Raw genomic sequence first — 21,099 nt, forward strand, 5'->3', positions numbered from 1 at the left:
ATGAAGGCCCACGACGGGATGTACATCGGCGGCGAGTGGCGGGCCGCCGCGGGCACGGACACGATCGCGGTGGTCAACCCGGCCGACGAGCAGGTCATCGCCCATGTCCCGGCGGGCATCGCCGAGGACGTCGACGCCGCCGTGTTCGCCGCCCACGAGGCGTTCCCCGCCTGGGCCGCGACCCCGCCCGCCGAGCGCGCCGCGAGGATCGCCGCCCTGCGTGACGTCCTCGTCGCCCGCAAGGACGAGATCGCCGAGACGGTCACGGCCGAACTCGGCGCGCCCCTGCAGTTCTCGCAGATGGTGCACGCCGGTGTGCCGATCCTGGTGGCCGGCTCGTACGCCGAACTCGCCGCCTCGTACGCCTTCGAGGAGAAGGTCGGCAACTCCACCGTCTATGCCGAGCCGGTCGGCGTCGTCGGCGCGATCACGCCCTGGAACTACCCGCTCCACCAGATCGTCGCGAAGGTCGCCCCCGCGCTCGCGGCGGGCTGCACCGTCGTGCTCAAGCCCGCCGAGGACACCCCGCTGACCGCCCAGCTCTTCGCCGAGGCCGTCCACGAAGCGGGCCTGCCCGCGGGCGTGTTCAACCTCGTCACCGGCCTCGGTACGGTCGCGGGCCAGGCGCTCGCCGCGCACCCGGGCGTCGACCTGGTCTCCTTCACCGGCTCCACCGCCGTCGGAAAGCAGATCGGCGCCACCGCGGGCGCGGCCGTCAAGCGCGTCGCCCTCGAACTGGGCGGCAAGTCCGCCAACGTCATCCTGCCGAGCGCCGACCTCGCCAAGGCCGTCGGTGTCGGCATCGCCAACGTCATGGGCAACTCCGGCCAGACGTGCAGCGCCTGGACCCGCATGCTCGTCCACACGTCCCAGTACGACGAGGCCGTCGCGCTCGCCGCCGAGGCCGCCGCCAAGTACGGCGACCGCATCGGCCCGCTCGTCAACGCCAAGCAGCACACGCGCGTGCGCGGCTACATCGAGAAGGGCGTCGCCGAGGGCGCCCGCCTCGTCGCCGGCGGCCCCGAAGCCCCGCGCGAGCAGGGCTACTTCGTCAGCCCGACCGTCTTCGCCGACGTCACCCCCGAGATGACCATCGCCCAGGAGGAGATCTTCGGCCCGGTCGTCTCGATCATCCGCTACGAGGACGAGGACGACGCCCTGCGCATCGCCAACGGCACCGTGTACGGCCTCGCGGGGGCGGTCTGGGCGGCCGACGAGGCCGAGGCGGTCGCGTTCGCGCGCCGCATGGACACCGGGCAGGTCGACATCAACGGCGGCCGCTTCAACCCCCTTGCCCCCTTCGGCGGTTACAAGCAGTCCGGCGTCGGCCGCGAGCTGGGAGCCCACGGCCTGTCCGAGTACCTCCAGACCAAGTCTCTCCAGTTCTAGCCAGCCCTCCAGTTCTAGGAGCTCCGCGCCTCATGGTCCGTGCCGCTGTACTCCCCGCCGTCGGCTCTCCCCTGGAGATCACGGAGATCGACCTGCCCGAGCCCGGCCCCGGCCAGGTCCGGGTCAGGCTCACCGCCGCCGGGGTCTGTCACTCCGACCTGTCCCTGACCAACGGCACGATGCGCGTGCCCGTCCCCGCCGTGCTCGGCCACGAGGGCGCCGGCACCGTCGTCTCCGTCGGCGAGGGCGTCACCCATGTCGCACCCGGCGACGGCGTCGTCCTCAACTGGGCGCCCGCGTGCGGAAAGTGCCACGCCTGCTCGCTCGGCGAGGTGTGGCTGTGCGCCGACGCCCTCACCGGCGCCGGCTCCGTGTATGCCCACCGCGCCGACGACGGCAGCGACCTCCACCCCGGCCTGAACGTCGCCGCGTTCGCCGAGGAGACCGTGGTCGCCGCCAACTGCGTCCTGCGCGCCCCCGAGGGCGTCCCCCTCACCGACGCGGCCCTCCTCGGCTGCGCCGTCCTGACCGGATACGGCGCCGTGCACCACTCGGCGCGGGTCCGCGAGGGCGAGACGGTCGCCGTCTTCGGCGTCGGCGGGGTCGGCCTCGCCACGCTCCAGGCGGCCCGCATCGCCGGCGCCTCGAAGATCATCGCGGTGGACGTCTCCCCGGAGAAGGAGGAGCTGGCCCGCAAGGCCGGCGCCACCGACTACGTCGTGGCCTCCGATACCACCGCACGCGAGATCCGCGGCCTCACCGGCAAGCAGGGTGTGGACGTCGCGGTCGAGTGCGTGGGCCGCGCCGTGACCATCCGTACCGCGTGGGAGTCCACGCGGCGCGGCGGTCGCACCACGGTCGTCGGCATCGGCGGCAAGGACCAGCAGGTCACCTTCAACGCCCTGGAGATCTTCCACTTCGGCCGCACGCTGTCCGGCTGCGTCTACGGCAACTCCGACCCGGCGAAGGACCTCCCGGTCCTCGCCGAGCACATCCGCGCGGGCCGCCTCGACCTGAGCGCGCTCGTCACCGAACACATCGCCCTCGACGGGATCCCCGCCGCCTTCGACAACATGGTCGCGGGCAAGGGCGGACGGGCGCTGGTCGTCTTCTAGACCCGCGCCCCATGACCCCGGCCGCCCTCGCGCGGCCGGGGTCAAAGGGCTGCCCGCACACGGCAGGCGCTTTCCCATACGCAGGCAAAAACTACTGATGCGCAACCCGTTGACCGACGTACCGTCCGGTCAGTATGTTCCCGGGACCGCGGCGCCGCGGACCGTCCCCTCCCCGCAGTCACCGGAGTGTGCACGCATGGACACGGCACCATCCGCTCGCCCCGCAGCCACCGCTTCCTCCGAAGCCGAGACCCGTGCCCGACGAAAGGTCGCCACCGCCGCCGCGCTCGCCTCGGCCGTCGAGTGGTACGACTACTTCGTCTTCGGCATCGCGGCCGCCCTCGTGCTCGGCGACCTCTACTTCCCCTCCGGCAGCTCGTCGGCGGGCGTGCTCGCCGCCTTCGCGACCTTCGCCGTCGGCTTCCTGGCCCGCCCGCTCGGCGGGGTCATCGCCGGCCAGCTCGGCGACAAGCGCGGCCGCAAGCCCATGCTGGTCCTCGCCCTGACCCTGATGGGCCTCGCCACCACGGGCATCGGCCTGCTCCCCACGTACGACACGATCGGCGTGGCCGCGCCGATCCTCCTCGTCCTCCTTCGGGTCGTGCAGGGCCTCGCCGTCGGCGCCCAGTGGGGCGGCGCGATGCTGATGGCCACCGAGTACGCCCCCGAGGGCAAGCGCGGCCTCTACGGCAGCCTCGTGCAACTCGGCGTCCCCATCGGCGTGGTGACCGCCAACACCGTCTTCCTCGTCGCCGGTGCCCTCACCAGCGACAGCGCCTTCACCGCGTGGGGCTGGCGGCTCCCGTTCCTGGTGGGCCTGCTCGTCCTGGCCCTTGCCTGGTACATCCACGCGAAGGTCGAGGAGACCCCCGAGTTCAAGGCGGCCGAGGCGGAACTGGCGAAGGCGGAGGCGGACCGCTCCCGTTCCCCGCTGCGCAGGATCCTGCGCGAACACCTCGGCACGGTCTTCCTCGCGGGCGGCTCCTTCGCCGTGAACACCGCGACGTTCTACATCATCATCACGGGAGTCCTCGACTACACGACCCGTGAACTCGGCATGAAGCGCGAGGCCGTCCTCACCGTCTCGCTCTGCATCAGCCTCACCCAACTCGCCCTGATCCCCGCGTCGGCGGCCCTGTCCGACCGCATCGGACGGCTGCGGATCTACGCGCTCGGCGCGGCGGGCCTCGTCGTGTGGGCCGTGCCGATGTTCCTGCTCATCGACACGGGCTCACTGCTCTGGCTGGCCGTCGGCACCTTCGTCACCAGCTGCTTCCTGAGCATCATGTACGGGCCGCAGGCCGCGCTGTTCGCCGAGCTGTTCACCGCCGAGATGCGCTACACCGGCGCCTCGCTCGGCTACCAGATCGCGGCCGTGTTCGGCGGTGGACTCGCGCCGTTCGTGATGGTGCTGCTCCTGGAGGCGACCGGCACGTCGATGGCCGTCTCCGCCTACATCATCGGGCTCGGTGTGATCGCCCTGATCTCCATCAAGGTGCTTGCGGGGCGGGCGGCTGCGCGCTGAGCGCGCCCGCAGACATCGGCTCCGGCACCGCGGGTGCCGGGGCCGATGTGCGCAGTCCGGGGAAGGAGCGGGCCGCCGCCAGGAAGGCGAACGTAGTCAGGACGAACGGCCAGGTGAACGTGTGCCCGCCGGACGGCGCGAACACCGCGGCCATGGCCGACGTCGCGGCCGTCGCCGTGAACGCGCCCACCACGGCGTACCCCAGAGTGCGCGGGCCCGCCTCCAGGAACACCCCGCACAGGGCCGGCGCCACGAGGATCGCGTTGTAGCCCATGGTCCCATCGGCGATCTGCGCGGCGGGAGCGCCGAGCGCCCACGCGGAGAAGATCCCGACGAGGCTGCCCACGCACGCCACGGCCGCGGCCCGGCGGCTCGCGACGAGGAGCGCGGCGAGCACCAGCGCGCCGACGTACCACTGCGGCATGAAGAAGACCTCGGCGAAGCCGGTGAAGAACCCGTGCCACAGGTCGGAGAAGCCGAGCAAGGTCGGGCCCGTCGCCGCGCTCGTGAGGGTGGCGAGGCCGTCGCCGTGGTGCCAGATCCGCTCGAACCCCGGTGCCGCGGTGGTCATCGCGCTCGCGAGGAGGCAGTAGGGGAGCGTCAGCGACGGCAGGTTCCACACGCCGAGCAGATTGACGACGGCCGCGGTGACGACGGTGACGACGACGCAGCCGGCCGCCGCGAGGAGCGCGGTCGACAGATGGCCGGCGCCCAGGAACACCGCGAAACACAGCGCCGTCAGACAGGCGTTGAAGCCTTCGAGCCCGGTCGAGACGCGCTCGCGGTCCGCGCCCAGCAGCCGCGAGGTGACCGTTCCGAGCGTCGTTCCCGCGATCGCGTAGAGCCCGTACTCCCATCCCGCCGCGAACAGCGCCACGGCGAGGAGCAGTCCGGCCGGGACGCTGGACAGAAAGACGACCTGAGCCTGCCCGCGCAGGACCTGAACGCCGAACTGCCTACAACCCGCGCCCCAATTGAGGGGTGATTTGGCAGGAGTTGGGCCATTCTTGGCCTGCAGCATCCCGTGCTCCCGTGTTACGTCCCTGTTTCACCGAGCAGAACGGATGCACTTTACCGACATCATCTGAAGTCCGGAAGAAGGGGCCTATCACGGCAGGAAGCCCCCTCCCGGCCGGCGCAGCTGCCTCGATCCCCGGCGCCGCTAGCGCAGCGCCTCCGCCTCGATCCCCAGGGCGTCCCCGAACGCCCGCTCCCCGTCCGGCGTGACCTTCACGGCCCGTTCGGACCCGATCCGCACGACCCAGCCCGCGTCGAACGCGTGGCTGCACAGCGCCGCGCCCGCCGTCCCCGCGAGATGCGGCCGGCGCTCGGTCCAGTCCAGGCACGCCCGCGCCATGGGTCGCCGCCCTGACCGCTCGAGCCCGATCCCCAACGCCCCGAACAGGTCCACCCCTTGTGCGGTCAGCGCGAACCCCGTGTCCGTGCGCAGATCCCCGCGCCGGACCAGCGCGTCCGTGAGGGCGATGCCGAGGCGGCCCGCGAGATGGTCGTAGCAGGTACGCCCGCGTGCCATCGCGTCCCGCGCGCTCACCGCCCGCAGGGTCTGCGGCCGCTCCCCGCCGTCCGGCGCCGCGTACCCCGCGAGTTCCTCGACGAGCTGGGCCACGCGCGCGTCGGCGAGCCGCACGTAGCGGTGCCGCCCCTGCCGCTCCTCGGCGAGCAGGCCCCCCGCGACGAGCTTGCCCAGATGCTCGCTCGCTGTCGACGCGGCCACGCCCGAGTGCCGCGCGAGCTCACCGGCGGTCCATGCCCGCCCGTCGAGCAGCGCGAGCAGACAGGCCGCGCGGGTCTCGTCGGCCATCAGTGCGGCGAGCGCGGCGAGGCGCGGTGCGCCGGGTTCCCTGGACTTCATGGGTCAAGCATGCGCCCGGCACGGTTCGGTGACCGCCGAAACGTCAGTGCAGCACCGCGACCTGCTCGTACTGCTGCGCGAGCCCGTCGAGGAGCGCCCGCAGGCCCGTCTCGAAGGCCCGCTCGTCGATCAGCTCCTGGCGGTCGGCGAGCAGGTGCGCCTGGCCGAGGTGGGGGTAGTCGGCGGGGTCGTACGCCGTCTCGTCGTCGACGAAGCCCCCGGCGAACGAGCCGAGCGCGGAGCCCGTCACGAAGTACCGCATGAGTGCGCCGATCGACGTGGCCTGCGCCGGCGGCCAGCCCGCGTCCACCATCGAGCCGAACACGGCGTCGGCGAGCCGGAGCCCGGCGGGCCTGCGGCCCGGCCCCTGGGCGAGCACGGGAACGATGTTCGGGTGCTCGAGGAGAGCCGCCCGGTAGGACACCGCCCAGTCGTGCAGGGAGGTGCGCCAGTCGCGCCCGTCCGCGGGGTCGAACATCGACAGGTCGACCTGCGCGCTCACCGAGTCGGCGACCGCCTCCAGGATCTGGTCCTTGGTGCGGAAGTGGTTGTAGAGCGAGGGACCGCTCACGCCCAGCTCGGCGGCGAGCCGCCGTGTCGAGACGGCCGCGAGGCCCTCGGCGTCGACGAGAGAGAGCGCCGCCGTGACGATGCGGTCTCTGCTCAGGAGGGGCTTGCGCGGTCGGGCCATGCGGCACATAGTAGGGCTGCCAGCCAAAAACTAGCAGTGCTAATTTAGTGCTCATTCACTTATGCCTGAGGTGTGGTCCATGAATCTGGAGCTCAGCGAGGAGCAGGCGGCCGTAAGGCAGCTCGCCAGGGACTTCGTGGCGCGCGAGATCACCCCGAATGTCGTCGGCTGGGACCGCGCCGAGGAGGTCGACCGCGGCATCGTCAAGAAGCTCGGCGACGTCGGCTTCCTGGGCCTGACCATCGACGAGGAGTACGGCGGCTCGGGCGGCGACCACCTCGCGTACTGCCTGGTCACGGAGGAGCTAGGGCGCGGCGACTCGTCCGTGCGCGGCATCGTCTCCGTCTCGCTCGGCCTGGTCACCAAGACCGTCCAGTCGTACGGGACCGAGGAGCAGAAGCGGGAGTGGCTGCCGCGGCTCACGGCCGGTGAGGCCCTCGGCTGCTTCGGGCTCACCGAGCCCGGCACCGGTTCCGACGCCGGCAGCCTCACGACCCGGGCCGTCCGTGAGGGCGACGAGTACGTGATCAACGGCTCCAAGATGTTCATCACGAACGGCACCTGGGCCGATGTCGTCCTCCTCTTCGCCCGCTCCACCGACGCCCCGGGACACAAGGGCGTCACCGCCTTCCTCGTCCCCACGGACACCCCCGGCCTCACCCGCCGCACCATCCACGGCAAGCTCGGCCTGCGTGGCCAGGCCACCGCGGAGCTGGTCCTCGAGGACGTCCGCGTCCCCGCCTCCGCGATGCTCGGCCCGGAGGGCAAGGGCTTCTCCATCGCCATGTCGGCGCTCGCCAAGGGGCGCATGTCCGTGGCCGCGGGCTGCGTCGGCATCGCGCAGGCCGCGCTCGACGCCGCCGTGGGATACGCGGCGGAGCGCGAGCAGTTCGGCAAGTCCATCGCCTCGTACCAGCTGGTGCAGGAGCTGATCAGCGACATCGCCGTCGACGTGGACGCCGCGCGCCTGCTGACCTGGCGCGTCGCCGATCTCATCGACCGGGGCGAGGACTTCGCGACGGCCGCCTCCAAGGCCAAGCTCTTCGCCTCCGAGGCCGCGGTGCGCTGCGCGAACAACGCCCTCCAGGTCTTCGGCGGCTACGGCTACATCGACGAGTACCCGGTCGGCAAACTCCTGCGCGACGCCCGCGTCATGACCCTCTACGAGGGCACCAGCCAGATCCAGAAACTCATCATCGGCCGCGCGCTCACGGGCGTATCGGCCTTCTGAGACCGGGCTGTCGAGTCCGGCTGTCAAGTCAGACTTCCGGGTCCGGCTTCCGGGTCCGGCTTCTGAGTACGTTTCTGAGTACGTGAGCGGATGGGGGTGCGCCCCCGTCCGCTCCATGCTGTCGCCCATGAGTGACACACCGGTCAAGCACAGGACCACCAACGCCTTCTACGGACAGGCCGTCGCCTCCTTCGCGCTCGCGCTCGTGGCGACCGCCGTCGGGGTCTACCGCATCGACGCCAGCGGCTGGGTCCGCGGCTTCCTCGCCATCGCCGTCCTCTATCTGACGACCTCCGCGTTCACGCTCGCCAAGGTCATCCGGGACCGTCAGGAGGTCGATCAGGTCGTCAGCCGTATCGACCAGGCCCGCATCGACAAGATCCTCGCCGAGCACGACCCCTTCAAGCCCGTCGCCTGACGTACGGAACTAAGCGCTCGCTCACCTCTAGGGGTATGGTGTTCGTCCTGTCCACGGGAGGATGTGAGCGAGCGATGAGCGCGGAGCGGCACGGCCAGAACGAGGCTGCCACGGACGACATGTCCTGGGCCGAGGTGACCCCTGACGCGGCCAGGCGGCTGCTGATCGCCGCCGTCGAGGCGTTCGCGGAGCGCGGCTACCACGCGACCACCACCAGGGACATCGCGAGCCGGGCCGGCATGAGCCCGGCCGCGCTCTACATCCACTACCGGACCAAGGAGGACCTGCTCCTCCGCATCAGCCGCATCGGTCACGAGAAGGCCCTGGAGATCCTCAAGGAGGCGGCCGCCGCGGAGGGCACCGCCTCCGAGCGGCTCTCCGAGGCCGTACGGTCCTTCGTCCGCTGGCACGCGGCACGCCATCTGACGGCGCGCGTCGTGCAGTACGAGCTGGACTCGCTCGGCGAGGAGCATCGTCCCGAGATCGTGGCCCTGCGCCGCGAGAGCGACACCACCGTGCGCGAGATCATCAACGACGGCGTGAAAGCGGGGGAGTTCGACGTCCCCGACGTCCCCGGCACCACGCTGGCCGTACTGTCGCTCTGCATCGACGTGGCGCGCTGGTTCAACACGGAGGGCCGGCGCACGCCCGACGAGGTCGGCGCGCTGTACGCCGACCTCGTCCTGCGGATGGTGGGGGCCCAGGCCTCCTGAGCCCCGAAGGGCTCAGAGGTAGTAGCGGGACACCGACTCGGCGACGCACACCGGCTTGTCGCCGCCCTCGCGCTCCACGGTGAAGGCGACCGAGACCTGAACGCCACCGGGCACGTCGTCGACGCCGGTGATCTTCGCTGTGGCACGCAGCCGGGAGCCGACCGGCACGGGGGCGGGGAAGCGGACCTTGTTCGTCCCGTAGTTCACGCCCATCTTCATGCCGTCGACCTTGATCAGCTGCGGCCCGAAGAGGGGGAGTAGCGACAGGGTCAGATAACCGTGCGCGATCGTCGTGCCGAACGGCCCGTCCTTGGCGCGCTCGGGGTCGACGTGGATCCACTGGTGGTCACCCGTGGCGTCCGCGAACTGGTCGATCCGCTTCTGCTCGATCTCGACCCAGTCGCTGTACCCCAGCTGCTCGTCCACCGCTGCGCGCAGCTCGTCGACCGTCGCGAAAACCCTCGGCTCTGCCATGTCCTGGCCTCCCATGTATGCACCATGTGCGGATGTCTAAGGCGGATGTCTAAGCGCTTGCTCAGCATGCTAGGGCGGGCGACCTCTGTCAACGACGGCAGGGTCCGACCAGTAGGCTCGGCACGGTGCCCCAGATTCCAGTGAAGATCCACGAACTCACCGTCGGTCAGCTGTCGGCGCGCAGCGGAGCCGCCGTCTCGGCCCTGCACTTCTACGAGGCCAAGGGTCTGATCAACAGCCGCCGCACGACGGGCAACCAGCGCCGCTACCAGCGCGACACCCTGCGCAGGGTCGCGTTCATCCGCGCCGCGCAGCGCGTCGGCATCCCGCTCGCCACGATCCGTGACGCGCTGTCCGAGCTGCCCGAGGAGCGCACCCCGACCCGTGAGGACTGGGCGCACCTCTCCGAGGCCTGGCGCTCCGAACTGGACCAGCGCATCACCCAGCTGGGCCGCCTGCGCGACCATCTGACCGACTGCATCGGCTGCGGCTGTCTGTCCCTGGAGAACTGTGTGCTCTCGAACCCGGACGACGTGTTCGGCGAACGCCTCACCGGGTCCCGCCTGATGAAGGAGAACCGGCAAGGCGCCTGAGGGGTCGCCGCTCAGCGGGGCGCGGAGACCAGCCCCAACTCATAGGCGATGATGACGAGTTGGACCCGGTCCCGGGCGCCCAGTTTGGTGAACAGGCGCGCCACGTGCGACTTGGTCGTGGCCACGGTGATGTAGAGCTCGTCGGCGATCTCGCTGTTCGACCGGCCGAGCCCCACCAGCGTCAGCACCTCGCGTTCCCGCTCCGTGATGCCCTCGACCGGGCGCGGCGCGCGGGCGGGCGACGGCTCGGGGCGCCCCACGAAGTCCGCGATGAGGCGGCGCGTGATGCCCGGCGCGATCAGCGCGTCCCCGGCGGCGACGACCCGGATCGCGGCGAGGATGTCGTCGAGCGCCATGTCCTTGACCGCGAAACCGCTCGCGCCGGCGCGCAGCGCGCCGTAGACGTAGTCGTCCTCGTCGAAGGTGGTCAGCACCAGCACACGGGTCGCCCCCGGGCCCGACGTGACCAGGCTCGTGGCCTCGATCCCGTTCATGCCGGGCATCCGGATGTCCATCACGATCACGTCGGGGCTGACCTCCTGCGCCAGCCGGACCGCCTCCTCGCCGTTCGCGGCCTCCCCGACGACCTCCAGATCGGGGGTGTCGGCGATGAGGACGCGCAGCCCGGAGCGTACGAGCGGCTGGTCGTCGGCGAGCACCACGCGCACGGTCATCGGGCGTCCGCCCCGGCCGCAGCGGCGTCGTCCGTCGCCGTCGGCTCCGGCAGTGGCAGCCGCGCCGCCACCCGGAAGCCCCCCTTGGGCCGCGGCCCCGCACTGAACTCCCCGTGCAGCAGCGCCACCCGCTCCCGCATCCCGGTGATCCCGAACCCCGCGTCCGTCCCCGCGCCCCGCATCCCACGCCCCTCGTCGACGATCTCCACAGACAGCTCATCCTCCCCGAAGGCGACGCCAACCCGGCACCGCCCGGCGCCCGAGTGCCGCACCACGTTCGTCAGCGCCTCCTGCACGATGCGGTACGCCGACAGGTCGATGTCGGGCGGCAGTTGACGCCGCTGCCCGCTCCACCGCAGGTTGACCTCGACGCCCGCGTCCACGGTCGTGGCGGCCAGGCGCTCCAGGTCGCCGAGGCCCGGCGCGGGGCCGTACGGCGCCGCCTCCGACTCCGCCGAAGGGCCCGACCTGCGGAGCGCGACGAGCGTGCGCCGCAGCCCCGACAGGGTCTCTCTGCTCGTTGCCTCGATGGCGCTCAGGGCGGCCCGCGCCTCCAGTGGCTGCGTTTCGATGACCCGGCTGCCGACGCCGGCCTGGATCGCGATGATGCCGATGCTGTGCGCGACCTGGTCGTGCAACTCGCGGGCGATCCGCAGCCGTTCGGCCGTGATCGCCTCGGCGACCTCGTGCGACCGCAGCTCGGTCGCGTATTGGCGGCGCTCGCGGCCTAGGAGGCCCGCGACGCAGGTGGTGACCAGCGCCAGGAGGGCGATCGTCCCGATCACGAGGAGGTCGGGGCCGTGCGTGAAGCCGAGGATCGTCAGGAACTGCGTGAGGAACGTCAGGGAGACCGCGACGGCCGGCGCCCGCAGGGTGCGGGTCGCGACGACGTACCCGAGCGTGATGTCGACCGCGACGAACGGCACGAACCACACAGGACCGTGGTACTTGGCCACCGCCGGCAGAAGAGCGCTGACGAGCAGCATCATGACCAGGGCCGTCATGGGCCTGCGCCGGATCAGGCCGACGAGCAGGACCGTCGCGAGTGCCGAGCCGCAGGCCGGGAGGATGCCGGGCGCCCACGGGTCGGCGCTGACCGCGGGGAGCAGCGCCATGAACGGGTACAGGACCGCGCCGATCCAGGTGAGGACCGTACGGTGCGTCCCGTAGGCGCGCTGGGGCGGCGGGGGTATCGAGGTGGCGTCCACACAGGGATCGTAGGTGCGCGACCCGCCCCCGGCATGAGCCCCCGGGCTGCATCCCACGGGTGCATACCGCGCCCGCCGGGGGCCACCGACGGGCCGATGCGCGCACCTCACCCGCACCGGCACCGTTGCCCTCGTGATCGAAGTCAGCGAACTCACCAAGCGGTACGGCGACAAGACCGCCGTCGACCATCTCTCCTTCACCGTGCGGCCGGGGCAGGTCACCGGCTTCCTCGGCCCCAACGGCGCGGGCAAGACGACCACCATGCGGATGGTCCTCGGCCTGGACGCGCCCACCGCCGGCACGTCCACCGTCGGCGGCGTCCCCTTCCGCACCCACCCGCGCGGCCTGCGCCACGTCGGCGCGCTGCTCGACGCCCAGCAGGTCCACGGCGGGCGCAGCGCCACCGCGCACCTGGGCGCCCTGGCCCGCAGCAACCGCATCCCGGCCCGCCGCGTGGCCGAGGTGCTCGACGAGGTGGGCCTGACCGAGGCGGCCGGGCGCCGCATCGGCGGGTACTCACTCGGCATGAAGCAGCGGCTCGGCATCGCGGCGGCCCTGCTCGGCGACCCTCCTGTGCTGATGTTCGACGAGCCGATCAACGGCATGGACCCGGAGGGAGTGCTCTGGGTACGCGGGCTCTTCCGCCGCCTGGCCGCCGAGGGACGCACCGTTTTCCTCTCCAGCCATCTGATGACGGAGATGGAGAGCACCGCGGACCAGCTCGTCGTGATCGGGCAGGGCCGTCTCATCGCCGCCGAGTCCGTACGGGAGTTCGCTGCCCGCAGCACCCGCTTCAGCGTGCTGGTCGCGACGCCGCAGGCCGGCGAGCTGACGGCCGTCCTCACGGCGGCCGGCGCGTCCGTCGAGCCGCACGGCCCGCCGGACGCGGCCAGGATCGCCGTGACCGGGCTGCCCGCCGAGCGCATCGGAGCGCTCGCCTTCGAGCACCGGATCATGCTGCACGAGCTGACCAACCGCACGGCCTCGCTGGAGGAGGCGTTCATGGAACTCACCGCCGGCAGCGTCGAGTACCTGTCGGGAGACGCAGGAAAGGCGGGTCAGGCCCGATGACGAGCACGACGCCCCGCACCACCACCCCCACGATCGCCGCAGCGGTGGACGAACCGCCCGCCCGCTTCCTCGACCTCGTCGCCGCCGAATGGATCAAAGTACGGTCGCTGCGCTCCACGCCCTGGGTGATCGTCCTGGTCGCGCTGGTCGTGACCGGCATGGCCGCGGCCCGGGCCCTCGCCGACTACAATAACTTCCCGTCCTACAGCGCCCTCACGCAGCGGGAGCACCCGTTCTCGCTGGGCGATTCCTTTCCGGCGGAGGGGTATCTGACGGTGATGCTCGCCGCCGTGGCCGTCGGCGCGATCGCCGCGGTCAGCGAGTACGGCAGCGGCCTCATCCGCACCACCACCGTGGCCGTCCCCGCCCGCGGCGCGGTGGTCCTCGCCAAGGCCGTCGTGCAGGTCGTCATGTGGACCGTGATCGGGTTGCTCGTGGCTCTCTGCGCGTTCTTCGTCGCTCAGGCCATCCTCGGCGGGCGGGACGCCGCGATCCCGATCAGCGACCCCGACGCACTGCGGGCGCTTGCGGCGTCCGCGCTGCTCGCCCCGGTGTGCGCGCTCGTCGGCCTCGGCCTGGGCGTCCTGATCCGGCACAGCGCCACCACCGTGGTCGCGGGCGCCTTCGTCCTGCTCCTGCTGCCGGTGTTCTTCTCGTCCCGCAAGCCGCTGTCCGTCAGCTTCGCCCACGCGATGGTGCGCAACGCGTGGGCGCGCCTGGCCACGATCTACGGAACGCCGACCGAGGCGTACAACGGGGCCACGGTCGGCCAGAGTTGGACCGTGTACGCGCTCTGGCCGCTGGTCGCGCTCGTCCTGGCGCTGGTCGTCGTACGGCGCCGCGACGTGTGACCGTATCCACCCGCAACCGGATCCGGGCGTCCAGATGTCTTCACCCGCACGGGAGTTGGGGATGAATGACAGCAGGACGGCAGGACGGATCACGGGGACGGGGAGACGCGTATGGGACTCGCCATCTGCTCGCTGAAGTACGAGGCCGCACGCTCGGGCCCGCAGAAGATCACCTATGACCGCGACGGCTATCACCTCGTCCGCTTCCCCTACGCGGCGGGCGAGGAGTCGTACGACCCCTGGAAGATGCACGACCCGCCGAAGGGGTCCACGTACCCGGACACCCACTCGGGTCTGATCCGGCCGAGTCACGACGGGTGGGGCACCCTGTCCGCGCTGGTCTTCTGGGCGCCGGACTCCGGACCGCGCGAGTTCAGGGCGCGCTTCGTGCGCGACCCGCTCGCCGGTTCGACCGGCTACGACTCGACCGCCACGACGGACTCCGCGCCGACCGGCGGCGGTCAGTACCGGTCGTACACCTGGCAGATGTTCGTGCACCCGGGAACCCCGGTCGGCCTGAAGATCTCGGTGCGCGGCGCTGGTGACGCGCTGATCCGTACGCCGCTGATCCTCGCCGAGTTCAAACTGGCCATCCAGACGGACGTGATCACACCGAAGGGCTGAGGCAGGGGAGCGGACCGGGGGTGCGGCTCATGGGCGGCACCCCCCGTCGTGCTCACACAGCCGTGCTCGTGCAGTCGTGCTCGTGCCGATGCGCTCACGCCGAGACAAGGACCCGTGCCCGCCAGGCTCCGGCCAGGGACGCGGGGGTGAGGACGGGGCGCGGCACCACGATGCCGCAGTGGGTGCAGACCGGTCCTGACGACGGTTCGTGCGCCAGGTCGTGCATCCAGCGCAGTGCCGTGCCGGTGCAGACGGGACAGGCCGTGCCGGGCTCGCGCTCCAGGGCCGCGATCAGCCGGTTCAGAACCTCCGCGAGAGGCTCGGAGGGATGCACCATCGGGTCGTCGCACCAGGCGACGCCGAAGCCGCCCCAGGTCAGCCGGTGCCAGTCGTCGACCGTGCCCGGTCTGCGCAGCCCGTCGTGCTTCTCCTTGCGGCGGCGCTCCGCGAACTGCGTCTCGTACGCGAGCCAGACCGCCCGCGCCTCCTCGAGCTCGTCGACCGCGGCCGTCAGCCGCGCCGGCTCGGGGGACCGGTCCTCGGGGTCGAACCCGGCCCGCGAGCACAGGTGGTCCCAGGTCGCCCGGTGCCCGTAAGGGGCAAACCGCTCCAGGCACTTGCGCAGCGAGTACCGCCGCAGTGCCAGATCATTGCGCGGGTCGCGCGCCTGTCTCGCCAGACTCCGGAATCCGGCCATCGCCCTGCACCTCCGTCACACGTACATGTACTTCGGCGTCGTCGTCGAACGGACGTCGCCGAATAGACGTATCGACACTCGATTCGGATCCACGCCGTTCCATCCGATTTCCGATGGACTCCATCAGCGGCACCTCCTGGGGCCCGCTCGCCCCAGGGGGTCGCGTGTGGCGATTCCGAAAAGGTGACGCATGTTCATCTCCAGTCGGCTGCCTACCGCCGGTAACCTCCGGCGCACCATCGTCGGGAGGATCAGGCATGCGACGGCGCATCACACGAACCACCCAGCACAGAAGCCTCCGTGGAACTCTCCAGCGCACGGCCGCCGCCGCGGTGTTCGTCCTCACGGCGGGGCTGCTGTCCCCGGCCGGCGAGGCGTCGGCCGCGGAGCCGGCACCGGCGCCCGACTACTGCGCGGGCCGGTGCGCGGACATCCTGCCGCCCGGCGCGAACGGCAGCGCCACGCTGGCCGAGATCCTCGGCCACCGTCTCTTCGGCACCCAGCCCGCCCACGCCGACGATCAACTCGGCCCCTACGACGCGCTCGCCGCCGGGTACCCGTCCCTGACGGACGACACCCTCACCCAGTTCTTCAACGACTCCTCCTTCGGGGTCCCCGATGGTCAGGTCGGTTCCGTCACGCGCCCCCGCGACGATGTGACGATCACCCGTGACAAGAAGAACGGTGTACCCCATGTCAAAGGTTCCACGCGCTACGGAACAGAGTTCGGCGCCGGCTACGCCGCAGGTCAGGACCGGCTCTGGCTGATCGACCTGTTCCGGCACATCGGCCGCGGCGAGCTCACGTCGTTCGCGGGCGGCGCCCTCGCCAACCAGGGACTCGAGCAGGAGTTCTGGCCGCAGGCCCCGTACACCGAGCAGGACCTGGAGAAGCAGGTCGAGTACATCAGGACCACCCAGGGCGCCCGTGGCAAGCAGGCCATGGACGACGCGCAGGCCTACATCGACGGGCTCAACGCCTATCGCGAGAAGTCGAAGAACGGCCGCTACTTCCCCGGCGAGTACGTCCTGACCGGCAAGATCGACGCGATCACGAACGTGGGCGAGATCCAGCCGTTCAAGGTGACCGACATGATCGCGCTCGCCTCCGTCGTCGGCGGCCTCTTCGGAGGCGGCGGCGGGGGAGAGGTCGGCCAGGCCCTCTCGCTCCTGTCGGCGCAGCAGAAGTACGGCGTCGAGCGGGGCACCAAGGTCTGGGAGTCCTTCCGCGGACGCGACGACCCCGAGGCCGTGACGACGATCCACGACGGCACGAGCTTCCCCTACGGCGCCAAGCCCGGGAAACCGCGCGGCGAGGCGCTGCCCGACAAGGGCACTGTCGAGAGCGAACCCCTCGTCTTCGACCGCGAGGGCTCGGCCAAGCCGGCCGAGGCGGGGCGCAAGACCCCCGTCAAGGCACCGGCGAAGCTCAAGCCGCTCCAGGGCATGTACGACAAGGGCGTGCTGCCCGCGGACACGTTCAGGAACTCCGACTCGAAGAAGGGCATGTCCAACGCCCTGCTCGTCTCCGGCAAGCACACGGCGTCCGGCCATCCGGTCGCCGTGTTCGGCCCGCAGACCGGGTACTTCGCCCCGCAGCTCCTGATGATGCAGGAGCTCCAGGGCCCGGGCATCAGCGCGCGCGGCGTCTCGTTCGCGGGCGTCGGCATGTACATCCAGCTCGGCCGCGGCCAGGACTACGCCTGGTCGGCGACCTCGGCGGGCCAGGACATCACGGACTCGTACGCCGTGGAGCTGTGCGAGCCGGGCGGCGCGACGCCCACCCGGCAGTCCACGAACTACCTGTACCGCGGCACCTGCACCCCCATGGAGAGGCTGGAGAAGAAGAACGCCTGGAAGCCGACCCTCGCCGACTCCACGGCGGCAGGCTCCTACCGGATGCAGGTCTTCCGTACGAAGTACGGCATCGTCACGCACCGTGCGACGGTCGGCGGCAAGCCCGTCGCGTACACCTCACTGCGCTCGACGTACTGGCACGAGGCCGACTCCATCATCGGCTTCCAGATGCTGAACGACCCGTCGTACGTGAAGGACGCGGCGACCTTCGAGAAGGCCGCGCAGCACATCAGCTACGCCTTCAACTGGTTCTACGCCGACTCGCGCGACATCGCGTACTACAACAGCGGCGCCAACCCGGTGCGCGCGGACGGTGTCGACGCCTCCTTCCCGGTGAAGGCCGAAAAGGCCTACGAGTGGCGGGACTTCGACCCGACGGACAACACGGCCGCGTACGCGCCGCCGTCCCAGCACCCGAACTCCGTCGACCAGGACTACTACGTCTCCTGGAACAACAAGCAGGCCAAGGGGTTCGGCGCCGCCAACTTCAGCCTCGGGGCCGTGCACCGCGCCGATCTGCTCGACGGGCGTGTGAAGCGGCTCGTCGCCGAGGGCGGCGTCACCAGAGCCTCGCTCACCCAGGTCATGGAGGAGGCCGCCCTCACGGATCTGCGGGGCGAGCAGGTGCTGCCCGAGATCCTCAAGGTCATCCGCAGCAGGCCCGTCGACGACCCCGCCCTGAACAAGGCCGTGCAGCAGCTGGAGGCCTGGCGCAAGGGGGGCGCCCAGCGCAACCAGACGTCGGCCGGCTCGCACACCTACGCGCACCCGGACGCCGTACGCATCATGGACGCCTGGTGGCCGCTCCTGGTGAAGGCCGAGTTCGAGCCCGGCCTCGGCAGCGACCTGTACGGGGCGCTCACCGGCGAGCTGACCATCGACGAGTCGCCGTCCGCCGGCCACGGCCCGACCGGCGCGCACGCGGGATCGGCGTTCCAGTACGGCTGGTGGGGCTATGTGGACAAGGACCTGCGCACGGTCCTCGGGCAGCCGGTGAAGGGCAAGCTCGGCGCCGCCTACTGCGGCGGCGGCAAGCTCGACGCCTGCCGCGACGCCCTGCTCGCCACGCTCGTGCAGGCAGTCGCCAAGCCTGCCGCCAAGGTCTACCCAGGCGACGACGCGTGCAAGGCCGGTGACCAGTGGTGCTCGGACACGATCATCCACCGGGCGCTCGGTGGCATCACGCACCGCGGGATCCAGTGGCAGAACCGTCCGACGTACCAGCAGGTCGTCGAATTCCCGTCGCACCGGCCGTAGTTCGGCCGCTTCCATGGGGCACGCACACGCGTGCCCCATGGGGGTCAGCCCAGTTCGCGCTCCCGCGTCTCCGGCAGGGCGAGGACGCAGAGCAGGGAGACGACGGCCATCGCGCTGACGTACCAGCCCACCGAGGACGAGCCGAACTCGCCCTGGAGCCGCGTCGCCACGAGCGGCGCCACCGCCCCGCCGAGCACCCCGCCCAGGTTGTACGCGAAGGACGCCCCGGAGTAGCGCACGCGCACCCCGAACAGCTCGGGCAGGTACGCGCCCATCGGCCCGTACACGACCCCCATGCAGAACAGCGCGCCGCCCAGGGCGAGCGCGATCAGCACGGGCTGCTCGGTGTCCATGAGCGGGAAGAGGACCAGGCCCCAGACCACCGCGAGCCCGGCACCGGCCAGTACGAGCCGGCGGCGCCCGCCCGCGTCGGAGCGGGTCGCGGCCAGCCAGGTGCCCGCGGCGAGGAAGAGGCAGGCGACGAGCGAGACCGCGAGCATCGTGTTGCGCGGGACGCCGAGGGTCGTCGTGCCGTAGGCGAGGCAGTACGTGGTCGCGGTGTAGAAGAGCCCGTACGCGACGACCATGCCGCCCGCGCCGAGCAGGATCTCGCGGGGGTGCCGCTTGAAGACCTCCAGCGCAGGCGCCTTGCTCGCCTCCTGCTCCTTCATCACCTTGGCGAACACCGGCGTCTCACTGATCTTCAGCCGCACGAAGAGGCCGACGGCGACCAGCAGGAAGGAGAGCAGGAACGGCACGCGCCAGCCCCACGAGTGGAACGCCTCGTCGTCGAGCGTCGTCGACAGGATCCAGAAGATGCCGGTCGCCGCGAAGAAGCCCACGGACGGGCCGAGTTGGGGGAACGCCGCGAAGAGACCGCGCTTGCCGCGCGGCGCGTGTTCCACGGCGAGCAGTGCCGCCCCGCCCCACTCGCCGCCGAGGCCCACGCCCTGGAGGAAGCGCAGCAGCACGAGCAGCAGCGGCGCCCACACGCCCAAGGTGCCGTATCCGGGCAGCAGGCCGACGCACGCCGTCGACAGGCCCATCAGGAGCAGCGAGGCGACGAGGACGGACTTGCGGCCGACGCGGTCGCCGAAGTGGCCGAACAGGAGCGAGCCGATGGGGCGGGCCGCGAAGGCCACGGCGTAGGTCGAGAACGACGCGAGGGTCGCGTTGAGGGAGGAGAGGTTCGGGAAGAACGCCTCGTTGAGGACGAGGGCGGCGGCCGTTCCGTAGACATAGAAGTCGTAGAACTCGATCGCGGTCCCGATGAAACTGGCGACGGCCACGCGGCGCAGGCTCTCGGGTCTTTCCCCGTCAGAATCCGCGCCGGTGACCGTGTTCTGCCTGGTGGAGTCGTCTTTGAGCACGTACTGCACTGTGGTTGTGCGTGTACATGGCAGTCAATACGCGAAACGGGTCGTCCCGTATCGCGAGACGTCGCGTGCCGGGCCCTACTTGTACGCCAGGTACCGGCCGCGCACCGCCCGGAACGCCGCCAGCTCGCCCTGCCAGGCCGCGACCACCTCGTCCGTGGACGCCCCGGCGTCGATCATCGTCCGCACCTGGGTGGACCCCGTGAGCTTGTCGATCCAGTTGTCCGAGCGCCAGGCGAAGCCGCCCCAGGACTTCTTCGCCGTCACCAGGAGCGCGATGCCGGTGCGTACGGGGTCGTACGCGGCCCGGTCCCTGACGTGGATCTGCACGCCGCCGATCGTCTTGCCCTGGAACTTGGAGAAGGTCGGGGCGAAGTACGCCTCGCGGAAGTCCACGCCGGGCAGGTGCAGTTCATTGGCGGCGGCCGCCCAGCGTCCGTCGAGGCCCTCGGCGCCGAGCAGTTCGAAGGGGCGGGTCGTGCCGCGGCCCTCGGAGAGGTTCGTACCCTCGAACAGGCAGGTGCCCGAGTAGACGAGCGCGGTGTCGGGGGTCGGCATGTTCGGGCTCGGCGGCACCCACGGCAGCCCCGACGCGTCGTAGAAGTCGCGCCGCTTCCAGCCCGTCATCCGGACCGTCTCCAGCTCGACGGGCTTCGCCAGGTACTCGCCGTTGAACAGGCGCGCCAGCTCCGTGACCGTCATCCCGTGGGCCTGGGAGATCTCGCGCCGGCCGACGAACGTCGCGAACTCCTTGTGGAGGACGGGCCCGTAGGCGTTCCGGCCGGTCACCGGGTTGGGGCGGTCGAGCACCACGAGCTTCTTGCCCGCGAGCTGCGCGGCCTCCATGCAGTCGTAGAGCGTCCAGATGTACGTGTAGAAGCGGGCGCCCGCGTCCTGGATGTCGAAGACGACCGTGTCGACACCGGACGCGGTGAAGACGTCCGCCAGCGCCTGCCCGCTCTTCAAGTAGGTGTCGTAGACGGGCAGCCCGGTCGCCGGGTCGTCGTAGCGCCCCTCCGAGCCGCCCGCCTGCGCCGTGCCGCGGAAGCCGTGCTCGGGCCCGAACACCGCGGTCAGCTTCACGCGTTCGTCGGCGTGCATCACGTCGACGATGTGCAAGACGCCGCGCGTGACGCCGGTCGGGTTGGTCACGAAGCCGACCTTCTGCCCGGCGAGGATCCGGTATCCGTCGGCCGCGAGCCGCTCGAAACCGGTGCGGAGCCGGCCGCCGTCCTTCTCCGCGGCGAGCGCGGGGGACGCCGCGCCCGCCGTGGCGGCCACCGCCGAGGCGGTGGTGGCGGCGAGCAGGCTCCGTCTGGACACGTTCATGTGGTGACCTCCGTGATCGCGGAAGGTGGCATGTGCACGCACGCTAGCGTGCGCCGCGCCCCCGGGGAACGAAGCCGACCGCCGACACCCCTTCCGTTGAGCTGACCGACTGCTTAGTCTGTGACGGAAAGTC

General features: G+C 71.1%; 20 protein-coding genes. 11 read left to right on the forward strand and 9 right to left on the reverse strand.

Annotated features, from left to right (window positions below; all coding sequences use genetic code 11):
- The 3 genes from OHA58_RS29130 to OHA58_RS29140 all read left to right on the forward strand — a co-directional run bounded on the left by OHA58_RS29130 (position 1) and on the right by OHA58_RS29140 (position 4,029).
- On the forward strand, positions 1 to 1,389 hold the full coding sequence (locus OHA58_RS29130) for an aldehyde dehydrogenase family protein (RefSeq protein WP_405482461.1): 1,389 nt from the start codon (positions 1 to 3) through the stop codon (positions 1,387 to 1,389).
- 32 nt (positions 1,390 to 1,421) lie between these two features.
- Positions 1,422 to 2,504, forward strand: coding sequence for a Zn-dependent alcohol dehydrogenase (locus OHA58_RS29135; RefSeq protein ID WP_405482462.1), 1,083 nt, complete (start codon positions 1,422 to 1,424; stop codon positions 2,502 to 2,504).
- 196 nt (positions 2,505 to 2,700) lie between these two features.
- A complete protein-coding gene (locus OHA58_RS29140) occupies positions 2,701 to 4,029 on the forward strand; it encodes an MFS transporter (protein WP_405482464.1) in 1,329 nt (442 codons plus the stop codon).
- Here the strand turns inward: OHA58_RS29140 and OHA58_RS29145 are convergent.
- The 3 genes from OHA58_RS29145 to OHA58_RS29155 form a co-directional block, all read right to left on the reverse strand.
- Positions 3,995 to 5,050, reverse strand: a complete 1,056-nt coding sequence (locus OHA58_RS29145; protein WP_405482466.1) for an urea transporter — start codon at positions 5,048 to 5,050, stop codon at positions 3,995 to 3,997. The two genes, OHA58_RS29140 and OHA58_RS29145, sit on opposite strands and share 35 nt — an antisense overlap.
- Positions 5,051 to 5,191: 141 nt before the next feature.
- Positions 5,192 to 5,902 carry an ArsR/SmtB family transcription factor gene (locus tag OHA58_RS29150; protein WP_405482467.1) on the reverse strand — a complete coding sequence of 237 codons (711 nt, stop codon included), beginning with the start codon at positions 5,900 to 5,902 and terminating at the stop codon, positions 5,192 to 5,194.
- Between the two features lie 43 nt (positions 5,903 to 5,945).
- Positions 5,946 to 6,593, reverse strand: a complete 648-nt coding sequence (locus OHA58_RS29155) for a TetR/AcrR family transcriptional regulator (protein ID WP_405482468.1) — start codon at positions 6,591 to 6,593, stop codon at positions 5,946 to 5,948.
- 79 nt (positions 6,594 to 6,672) lie between these two features.
- On the opposite strand from OHA58_RS29155, the gene OHA58_RS29160 reads away from it, so the two are divergent.
- The 3 genes from OHA58_RS29160 to OHA58_RS29170 all read left to right on the forward strand — a co-directional run bounded on the left by OHA58_RS29160 (position 6,673) and on the right by OHA58_RS29170 (position 8,955).
- Positions 6,673 to 7,824, forward strand: a complete 1,152-nt coding sequence (locus OHA58_RS29160; RefSeq protein ID WP_405482469.1) for an acyl-CoA dehydrogenase family protein — start codon at positions 6,673 to 6,675, stop codon at positions 7,822 to 7,824.
- 127 nt (positions 7,825 to 7,951) lie between these two features.
- Positions 7,952 to 8,242: a YiaA/YiaB family inner membrane protein gene (locus OHA58_RS29165; protein ID WP_266668801.1), complete on the forward strand. Its 291-nt coding sequence runs from the start codon at positions 7,952 to 7,954 to the stop codon at positions 8,240 to 8,242.
- 74 nt (positions 8,243 to 8,316) lie between these two features.
- Positions 8,317 to 8,955 (forward strand): TetR/AcrR family transcriptional regulator, encoded by a 639-nt coding sequence (locus OHA58_RS29170; RefSeq protein WP_405482470.1) that lies wholly within the window; start codon positions 8,317 to 8,319, stop codon positions 8,953 to 8,955.
- Positions 8,956 to 8,967: 12 nt separating this feature from the next.
- On the opposite strand, the gene OHA58_RS29175 is transcribed toward OHA58_RS29170, so the two are convergent.
- The gene (locus OHA58_RS29175) at positions 8,968 to 9,429 is read right to left on the reverse strand and encodes a MaoC family dehydratase (protein WP_405482472.1); all 462 of its coding nucleotides are present in this window, start codon (positions 9,427 to 9,429) and stop codon (positions 8,968 to 8,970) included.
- Positions 9,430 to 9,554: 125 nt separating this feature from the next.
- On the opposite strand from OHA58_RS29175, the gene soxR reads away from it, so the two are divergent.
- Entirely contained in the window at positions 9,555 to 10,022 is a 468-nt protein-coding gene (gene soxR / locus OHA58_RS29180; RefSeq protein ID WP_405482473.1) for a redox-sensitive transcriptional activator SoxR, read from the forward strand.
- Positions 10,023 to 10,033: 11 nt separating this feature from the next.
- Here soxR and OHA58_RS29185 read toward each other — a convergent pair whose 3' ends face one another.
- A complete protein-coding gene (locus tag OHA58_RS29185; RefSeq protein ID WP_405482475.1) occupies positions 10,034 to 10,696 on the reverse strand; it encodes a response regulator in 663 nt (220 codons plus the stop codon).
- Positions 10,693 to 11,904 (reverse strand): sensor histidine kinase, encoded by a 1,212-nt coding sequence (locus OHA58_RS29190; protein ID WP_405482477.1) that lies wholly within the window; start codon positions 11,902 to 11,904, stop codon positions 10,693 to 10,695. The genes OHA58_RS29185 and OHA58_RS29190 overlap by 4 nt, the downstream gene beginning before the upstream one ends.
- Before the next feature lie 133 nt (positions 11,905 to 12,037).
- Between OHA58_RS29190 and OHA58_RS29195 the strand changes: the two genes are divergently transcribed.
- From OHA58_RS29195 to OHA58_RS29205, 3 genes are all read left to right on the forward strand, one after another.
- The gene (locus tag OHA58_RS29195; protein ID WP_405482478.1) at positions 12,038 to 12,976 is read left to right on the forward strand and encodes an ABC transporter ATP-binding protein; all 939 of its coding nucleotides are present in this window, start codon (positions 12,038 to 12,040) and stop codon (positions 12,974 to 12,976) included.
- Complete coding sequence (locus OHA58_RS29200; protein ID WP_405482480.1) at positions 12,973 to 13,827, forward strand: ABC transporter permease; 855 nt, start codon at positions 12,973 to 12,975, stop codon at positions 13,825 to 13,827. Before OHA58_RS29195 ends, OHA58_RS29200 begins: the two co-directional genes overlap by 4 nt.
- A gap of 111 nt (positions 13,828 to 13,938) precedes the next feature.
- A complete protein-coding gene (locus OHA58_RS29205; protein ID WP_405482482.1) occupies positions 13,939 to 14,451 on the forward strand; it encodes a hypothetical protein in 513 nt (170 codons plus the stop codon).
- A gap of 94 nt (positions 14,452 to 14,545) precedes the next feature.
- Here OHA58_RS29205 and OHA58_RS29210 read toward each other — a convergent pair whose 3' ends face one another.
- A complete protein-coding gene (locus OHA58_RS29210; protein WP_405482483.1) occupies positions 14,546 to 15,148 on the reverse strand; it encodes a hypothetical protein in 603 nt (200 codons plus the stop codon).
- Between the two features lie 257 nt (positions 15,149 to 15,405).
- On the opposite strand from OHA58_RS29210, the gene OHA58_RS29215 reads away from it, so the two are divergent.
- A complete protein-coding gene (locus tag OHA58_RS29215) occupies positions 15,406 to 18,261 on the forward strand; it encodes a penicillin acylase family protein (RefSeq protein WP_405482484.1) in 2,856 nt (951 codons plus the stop codon).
- A 44-nt stretch (positions 18,262 to 18,305) separates the two neighbouring features.
- Here OHA58_RS29215 and OHA58_RS29220 read toward each other — a convergent pair whose 3' ends face one another.
- Complete coding sequence (locus OHA58_RS29220; protein WP_405485235.1) at positions 18,306 to 19,559, reverse strand: MFS transporter; 1,254 nt, start codon at positions 19,557 to 19,559, stop codon at positions 18,306 to 18,308.
- A gap of 156 nt (positions 19,560 to 19,715) precedes the next feature.
- Positions 19,716 to 20,966, reverse strand: coding sequence for an exo-beta-N-acetylmuramidase NamZ domain-containing protein (locus tag OHA58_RS29225; protein ID WP_405482486.1), 1,251 nt, complete (start codon positions 20,964 to 20,966; stop codon positions 19,716 to 19,718).
- Positions 20,967 to 21,099: the final 133 nt, after the last annotated feature.

The organism is Streptomyces sp. NBC_00009 (assembly GCF_045040855.1).
GTDB classification, from domain to species: domain Bacteria; phylum Actinomycetota; class Actinomycetes; order Streptomycetales; family Streptomycetaceae; genus Streptomyces; species Streptomyces aureus.